Raw genomic sequence first — 2,119 nt, forward strand, 5'->3', positions numbered from 1 at the left:
TTAAATAATTAAAGAGAGATTCAGCTATAAGTTATAAAAAGTACTATAATTTTTTTAGTAAATCTTGTAAATAGAGTGCAAGATGTTCATGGGCAAAAAGATTAGCACGTTTTTCAGCTTCGGGATTATAATTTGTATTAGTATTCACATCGTAAACATAGATTTTTCCGTTTTCAGATTCTATCCACTCAATTGCTGCCACATCAATTTTTGCTGAATTCAAAAATTTTTCGAACGTATTCTGACGTTCGAGAGGAAGTGGGTCAGTTATTTCGAATTTATTTGATATTTCTAACTGTTCGGAGCGACTTTCAATATTACATTCATCCGCAGGACAAAGTTGGAAACCATCAGATGAGTCAATTGATACTGTATATAGAAATTTTTGATTAATAAATTCAGATCTTCTAATTCTACCGTCTGTAGGTTTTACATATTCTTGTAATAAAGTAATGCCATCAATTGAAGGTTCGAAAAGAGGTCCTGTAACATAGTTATTTAATTCTTCTTCATTATTAAATAGTTTGACACCTAATCCTTTACCAGCTCTATTATGTTTAGTAATTAAAGGATAAATATTTAATTTTCTTGCTGCTTCAATTATGTTTTTTGAACCAAGGACAGCAATTGTTTTTGGGGTTGTAATTCCAACTTCATTTAGCTTTAGATACTGTTTAACTTTACTAACTTCAAGATTGATTGCATCGATACTATTTATGACTTTTCTATTATGGAATTCTAACCAAGAAATAACCTGTTCAGTGTATTCTGGAGCATAGCGGTGATTTCTTGTATGTGAAGATGCGGACATCCTATTATAAAATATTCCTTTAGGAGGTTCTTCTTGAAGATTTAAATATCCGCTAGATAGATCCCATAGATCATATGGAATTTCATAATGTTCCAACCAATTTACTAAATGTTGAGTCCATTCTAAATTTTCATGTATTATATAAACTTTTGAAGTTTCCATTTTGTTCTCCTTTAAAACTTTAAAATAAATATTTTTTATTCAATTTCTCAATAATTAAAACTGTCATTCCTTGTCCAAGGACATTCAAAGCTGTTCTGCCAGCATTGACAAAAAAGTCAACTGCAAAGATTAATGCAACACCTTCTTTAGGAAGTCCTAACATTGTTGCTGAAGCAAGTAGAACTACAATTGCGCCGGAAGGAACAGTTGCTGCAGTTTTTCCGATAAGTGAGAGTATAAAAATGGTATAGATTATCTGAGAAGTCGACAGATTTATATTGTATACATTAACAATAAAAATTGTGGCCATTGAAAAGTATACAGCAGCTCCCTGCAAATTAAAGGTATAGCCTAGGGGAACAACTAAGTCAGTAATATTCTCGTCAGATCCGTTATTTTTTAATCTTTTAAGAAGTTCAGGAAGGACTACACTCGAACTCCCTGAGATAAATGCAAGTAGTAAAAGATTCCGTATACTTTTTATTAATTGAAAATAGTTTAATTCAAAAATATATGCAAGTAATGGGTAAAAAAACAAAGCTAAAATGCTATAAGCAACATAAGTACCAATTACAAATTCGCCTAAACTAATTAATTTTTCAAACCCTGTAGTAGCGACATCGCTTGCAATGAATCCGAAGACTCCGAAAGGGGCCCACTTAATAATTAGCTCAACTATCTTGTATATAGCATCAACCCATACATGTAAAGCGTTGATAAAAATTGAATTTTTCCTATTTTCTAAACTGCCGATTCCAAAGCCAAGGAAAATTGCAAAAACTACAACTGGAAGGAGAGAACCTTGTGATAATGAATTGAATATATTTGCAGGTATGATTCCAAGTAAGAAGTCGTTTAAGTTAATGTTGTTAGTAAGGTCATTTAATGATGTCTTTTGTTGACCGATATCAATTCCTTGACCAAATTTTAATAGATAAGAACCAGTTACGAATATTCCAGTAATAATTGTAGTAATGATAAAAAAATATAGGATACTTTTCAAAATTAGTTTTCCTAATGATTCTTTATTAAGTATTTCAGCAACAGAGAGGACAATGACTGGAAATACCAATGGTAAGATGACCATACTGACCAGTGATATAAAAGCTTTCTCCAGAAATTGATATATACTAGAAAATTGAGGAA

Annotated in this window: 2 protein-coding genes; both read right to left on the reverse strand. The window is 31.2% G+C overall.

From position 1 onward, the window contains the following. Nucleotides 1-43: 43 nt before the first annotated feature. A complete protein-coding gene (locus LRA01S_RS10475; RefSeq protein WP_061775549.1) occupies nucleotides 44-973 on the reverse strand; it encodes an ATP-grasp domain-containing protein in 930 nt (309 codons plus the stop codon). 19 nt (nucleotides 974-992) lie between these two features. After that, the coding region (locus LRA01S_RS10480; protein WP_061775550.1) for a dicarboxylate/amino acid:cation symporter at nucleotides 993-2,119 on the reverse strand (1,127 nt) is incomplete at its 5' end.

Source organism: Pseudolactococcus raffinolactis NBRC 100932, from assembly GCF_001591765.1.
Lineage (GTDB): Bacteria > Bacillota > Bacilli > Lactobacillales > Streptococcaceae > Pseudolactococcus > Pseudolactococcus raffinolactis.

What these genes read in the sequence shown, in the direction of transcription:
- LRA01S_RS10475 (WP_061775549.1), bottom strand. Translation starts at nt 973, where the DNA reads ATGGAAACTTCAAAAGTTTATATAATACATGAAAATTTAGAATGGACT.